This window comes from Pseudoalteromonas sp. SR45-5, from assembly GCF_014163565.1.
In the GTDB taxonomy this organism is placed as follows: Bacteria; Pseudomonadota; Gammaproteobacteria; order Enterobacterales; family Alteromonadaceae; genus Pseudoalteromonas; species Pseudoalteromonas distincta.
On sequence record NZ_JACJDN010000257.1, the window covers coordinates 1 to 5,390 of the forward strand.

At 42.3% G+C, this 5,390-nt stretch carries 5 protein-coding genes; 1 reads left to right on the plus strand and 4 read right to left on the minus strand.

The annotated features are described in order from the left end of the window. Positions 1–83 precede the first annotated feature (83 nt). Genes corC through miaB form a run of 4 tightly spaced genes read right to left on the minus strand, consistent with a single transcriptional unit; the run spans position 84 to position 4,011 of the window. Positions 84–968: a CNNM family magnesium/cobalt transport protein CorC gene (corC, locus tag H5072_RS10900; protein ID WP_002958541.1), complete on the minus strand. Its 885-nt coding sequence runs from the start codon at positions 966–968 to the stop codon at positions 84–86. 22 nt (positions 969–990) lie between these two features. Next, positions 991–1,449 carry an rRNA maturation RNase YbeY gene (ybeY, locus tag H5072_RS10905; protein ID WP_002958542.1) on the minus strand — a complete coding sequence of 153 codons (459 nt, stop codon included), beginning with the start codon at positions 1,447–1,449 and terminating at the stop codon, positions 991–993. A 4-nt stretch (positions 1,450–1,453) separates the two neighbouring features. Continuing rightward, positions 1,454–2,512 (minus strand): PhoH family protein, encoded by a 1,059-nt coding sequence (locus H5072_RS10910; protein ID WP_002958543.1) that lies wholly within the window; start codon positions 2,510–2,512, stop codon positions 1,454–1,456. A 50-nt stretch (positions 2,513–2,562) separates the two neighbouring features. Next, on the minus strand, positions 2,563–4,011 hold the full coding sequence (gene miaB / locus H5072_RS10915; RefSeq protein WP_002958544.1) for a tRNA (N6-isopentenyl adenosine(37)-C2)-methylthiotransferase MiaB: 1,449 nt from the start codon (positions 4,009–4,011) through the stop codon (positions 2,563–2,565). Positions 4,012–4,267: 256 nt separating this feature from the next. Between miaB and H5072_RS10920 the strand changes: the two genes are divergently transcribed. Next, positions 4,268–5,390: FAD-dependent monooxygenase (locus tag H5072_RS10920; protein ID WP_259395922.1), on the plus strand; the 1,123-nt coding region annotated here is incomplete at its 3' end.

The following is a 5,390-nucleotide window of genomic DNA, read 5'->3' on the forward strand; positions in this document are numbered from 1 at the left end:
CAAAAGGGGCATAGCCAAAAGTTAAAACAAGGCCCGCAACGAGTGCGAGCCATGCTTTTTTATCTTTTGCTAATAGGGTAAGTCTAGTTAGCAGTTTCTTCACTGTCGTTATCATCAGCCTTAGGAACGGTGACTTGCAGTTGCAAAATACGACGATTGTCGGCGTTGGTTACTTTAAATTGGTAACCTTCTATGTCAATCGTTTCACCACGGCTTGGCATATGGCCAAATGCGTGCAGTACAGTCCCGCCAATAGTATCGGCTTCGTCTGTGCTGTAGCCTGTTTTAAAATGCTCGTTAAAGTCATCTACAGGTGTGAGTGCTTGCACTACGTGGACATGTTTAGCAAGTTGACGAATATCTTGATGTTCTTCTTCTTCGTCGTGCTCATCTTCGATTTCGCCAACAATTATTTCAAGAATATCTTCAATCGTTACTAAGCCCGATACGCCGCCGTATTCGTCAATAACAACAGCCATATGGTAGCGTTGCTGACGGAATTCGTTTAGCAATGTATCAACACGTTTGCTTTCAGGTACTACCATTGCTGGGCGTAAATAATCGCGTATTGATGGTAAATGCTCGTCTTTATTTAAGATCAGTGGCAATAAATCTTTAGCGAGTAAAAAACCTTCTACATGATCTTTGTCTTCAATCACCACTGGAAAACGTGAGTGAGTTGAGTCAACCATCATTGGAATTAGTTCTTCAAGCGGGCTGTCGATCTCAAGAGTGATCATTTGTGAGCGCGGAACCATTATGTCTCGCACTTTAAGCTCAGACACGCCAAGCACACCTTCTATCATCTCTTTTGTTTCTGGATCGATTACGTCTCGTTCTTGCGCATCGGCAATAACTTCGACCAGCTCTTCTCTATTCTGGGGTTCCCCTTGCAACATTTGGGCTATTCTGCCCAACCACGTTTTGCCAGAAGAACCCTGGCTAGATTGCGAGTTACCGTCGCTCATTGCGTCTAATTGCTCCGTTAATTTAAATATCGTCCCGGTATGGGTCTGCTATGTTTAGCTCTGCAAGTAATTGCTTTTCGATGCTTTCCATCTCTAAAGCATCGTCACTCTTTATATGGTCAAATCCAAGCAAATGCAAGCATCCGTGAATAACCATGTGAGCAAAGTGGTCATGAAATGACTTCTCTTGCTCAATTGCTTCAGCTAATACAATGGCTGGGCAAATAATTAAATCACCAACCAAGGGAATATCTATGCCTGGTGGTGCTTCAAATTCGAACGACAGTACGTTGGTCGGTTTATTTTTACCGCGATAGTCGTTATTAAGTTGTTGCGATTGCGCTTCGTCGCTAATAACGATACTGAGTTCGGACTCATCACGGTATTGGCTAAGGGCTTTGTCAGCCCATAGCGCAAATTGTTCTTCGCTTGGGAGGTTGTCAAACTCACAGGCTATTTGTAAATCAAGTTCGGTTGTCAAAGTATTACTCTTTAGTAGTAGGCTGTTGAAGAGCAGCGAGTGCGTCTTTTGCATTTTGCTTTTCAATGCGCTTAAGTCGCTCGCTTTCGTCGTTACGCTCGTAGGCTTCAACTATGCGTGCTACAACAGGGTGACGCACTACGTCGTGGGCTTTGAAGTAGTTAAAGCTAATTTCGTTTACGCCATCAAGTACTTCAATTGCATGGCGAAGGCCTGAGCGTGTGCCACGAGGTAAATCGACCTGTGTAATATCGCCTGTAATCACCGCTTTTGAGTTAAACCCTATACGGGTTAAAAACATTTTCATTTGCTCGGCGGTGGTATTTTGGCTTTCATCTAAAATAATAAAGGCATCGTTTAAAGTACGTCCGCGCATGTAAGCAAGCGGTGCGACTTCGATGATATTTTTTTCGATGAGCTTTTCTACTTTTTCAAAACCTAGCATTTCAAAAAGAGCATCGTAAAGAGGGCGCAGGTATGGGTCTATTTTTTGACTTAAATCGCCAGGTAAAAAGCCAAGCTTTTCGCCAGCTTCTACAGCAGGGCGCGTTAGTAATATACGGCGTATTTCTTGGCGCTCAAGAGCGTCGACGGCGGCTGCAACTGCAAGGTAAGTTTTACCAGTACCTGCAGGGCCTATACCAAAGGTAATGTCGTGGTTTAAAATATTTGCCACATAAACACCTTGGTTGTCGTTACGTGGTTTAATAACACCACGGCGGGTTTTAATAACCATTTCTTTGCCATAAGCGCTGCTGGATGCATCTTGCTCTAAGGCTTTTGATTCGGTAATAGCTAAATGAACGGCGTCGGGTTCTATTTCGCCTAAAACACCACGAACAGGCTGAGTATCAACATAAAGGTTTTTTAAGATTTCTACAGCGCCGGCGCAGTTGTGTAGTTTACCGGTTACTTTAAAAAAGTTGTCACGGTGAATTATTTCAACAGCCAGGTGGCGTTCAATTTGTTTGATATTTTCGTCAAACGGGCCACATAAAGAAGAAAGGCGTTTGTTATCGGCAGGTTCTAAATAAATCTCTAATGTTTTTAACTGATTACTCAAAATTGCTTCCTATAGTACTGCGCCAGCGTTAACTGGCGCTAATTGTGTGACTAAGGAACGAAAGTAGCTACGCCAATTTCGTTAACAGTGTCTGGTTTTGGCTCTGCAGCTGCAGCTTTAGTTAAAATAGCTGAAGGAGCTACTTCACGTCGTAAGTTCATTTCTGATTCTGTACGAATTAAGTCACCACGTAAAGAGTTAGGTAGTGCTTCGGTAATACGTACATCAACAAACTGTCCGATCACTGTGTGCGGGCCAACAAAGTTTACTACACGGTTATTTTCTGTACGGCCACGTAATTCCATAGGGTTCTTCTTAGAAGGACCTTCAACAAGTATACGTTGCTCTGTATCGAACATTTGACGGCTAATTTGCTGCGCCATTTGTGTAATACGGTTTTGTAGTAAGTATAAGCGCTCTTTTTTCTCTTGCTCTGTTACGTCATCCGGCAAATCTGCCGCTGGCGTACCTGGGCGTGCGCTGTAAATAAAGCTAAAGCTCATATCAAAACCTATGTCGCTAATAAGCTTCATGGTTGCTTCAAAGTCTTCTTTGCTTTCGCCTGGAAAACCAATAATGAAATCTGACGACATGCTTAAGTTAGGACGAATTTTACGTAACTTACGAATTGTCGATTTGTATTCAATTGCCGTATGACCACGTTTCATTAGGTTTAATATACGGTCTGAACCACTTTGTACTGGTAAATGTAAGTGATCTACAAGCTCTGGTACATCGGCGTAAACGTCGATTATATCTGGGGTAAATTCTACCGGGTGCGATGTGGTGTAACGAATACGGTCAATACCATCAATAGCTGCAATAAGACGAATTAAATCAGAGAAGTAACAAATTTCGCCATCGTGCGTATCGCCGCGGTATGCGTTTACGTTTTGACCTAAAAGATTTACTTCACGTACGCCTTGCTCTGCAAGTTGTGCAACTTCAAGTAGTACGTCATCTACTGGGCGACTAACTTCTTCACCACGAGTATAAGGTACAACACAAAAAGTACAGTACTTAGAACAGCCTTCCATAATTGATACGAAAGCAGATGGGCCATCTGCTTTTGGCTCTGGCAGGCGGTCAAATTTTTCAATCTCTGGGAATGAAATATCAACAACCGATGAGCCTTTGTCGCCTTGCACTTGTTTAATCATTTCTGGTAAACGGTGTAGCGTTTGCGGACCAAAAATAACATCTACAAATGGCGCACGTTGGCGAATAGAGTCACCTTCTTGTGAGGCAACACAACCACCTACACCAATGATTAAATCTGGCTTGTCGTCTTTTAATAACTTCCAGCGACCTAATTGGTGAAATACTTTTTCTTGTGCTTTTTCACGAATTGAACAGGTGTTAAGTAAGATTACGTCGGCATCTGTTGCATCTTCAGTTAGCTGGTAGCCGTTGGTGGCATCTAAAAGTTCAGCCATTTTCTGAGAGTCGTATTCGTTCATCTGACAACCCCAGGTTTTAATATGCAGCTTTTTGCTCATTGAAATATAGCCTCGTGTTCAATTCGATAGTGGCACAAAAATGTGCTTGAAACAGGATTAAGGAGCAAGCATGCTCACTTAAAGGAGGCGTATTTTAGCTGGATACCCGTCCAGATCCAAGTATAGTTTTCATGTTTGTGATCTCAAATCAATACGAGGCGAGTTTAATCAGCGGTTAGGGATATCCTCTGGTATAAAACAAATTAATTTTGATACAATCAAAACAGACTCAAGTAATAATAAAATGATGAAAAACATGACTAAAAATAATGTGATAGTAGTTGGCGGTGGCATGGTTGGCGCGGCTATGGCGATAAAGCTTGCTCAACAGGGCTTTGGCGTACGCATAATCGAAAAACACCTAATAGACCCATCACAGATTCTTAGTAGTGATAAGGTTGATATTAGAGTGTCGGCTATTAATCGTTTTTCAGAAAATTTACTTGATGAATTAGGAGCAATGCCGCTTTTAAGGCAAAACCGCATAGCGCCTTATCAGCAATTGGAGGCATTTGAGCGCGGTGGTGATAATTTATTATTTGACTGCGCCGATATAAACACCACGCATTTAGGCCACTTAATTGAAAATAGTTTAATTCAAGCAAGTTTATGGCAGCAATTTGATCATTATAAGATTGAGGTTATTGAGCAAGCCACACCTATTACTAAAATAGAGCAAACGGATGATTTAATTACGCTTGTGTATGGAGCTCAAACCTATACCGCTGATTTAGTGATTGCAGCCGATGGCGGACAATCGCAGCTGCGTGCTAAAGCTAATATAGGAATTACCGGCTGGCAGTATCAGCAGCATTGCATGGGGGTATTAATTAAACTCGATGCGCCGCAACAAATTAAAACATGGCAGCAGTTTACGCCAAGTGGGCCACTCGCATTTTTGCCAATGCAGGCACCATACGCTAATTTAATTTGGTACGACGATGCAAATACACTGCAAGCATTTAAAGGGCTAAACCCAGCTGAGCTAAAAATGCACATACTTAATAAATTTCCTGAACTTGCTGGAGACTTTGAAGTACAAACTCATGCAATATTTCCGCTTACTCGCCAACATGCTAACAACTATTCACAAGGGCGCTTAGTTTTAGTCGGTGACGCTGCACATACAATAAATCCGCTTGCAGGGCAGGGTGTAAATTTAGGTTTTCAGGATGTAGTGGCACTTGCTAAGGTTTTAGACAATGCAGGGGATATAGGGTGCCCGTTAACGCTTAAAGAATACGAGCGAGCTCGCCGTAAAGCTAATTTATTAATGATGAGCATGATGGACGCGTGTTACTTTGGCTTTTCTAACCAAGTTGCGCCACTTAAATGGGCACGTAGCCAGTTTTTAAAAATGGCTAATAATACAGGCCCTA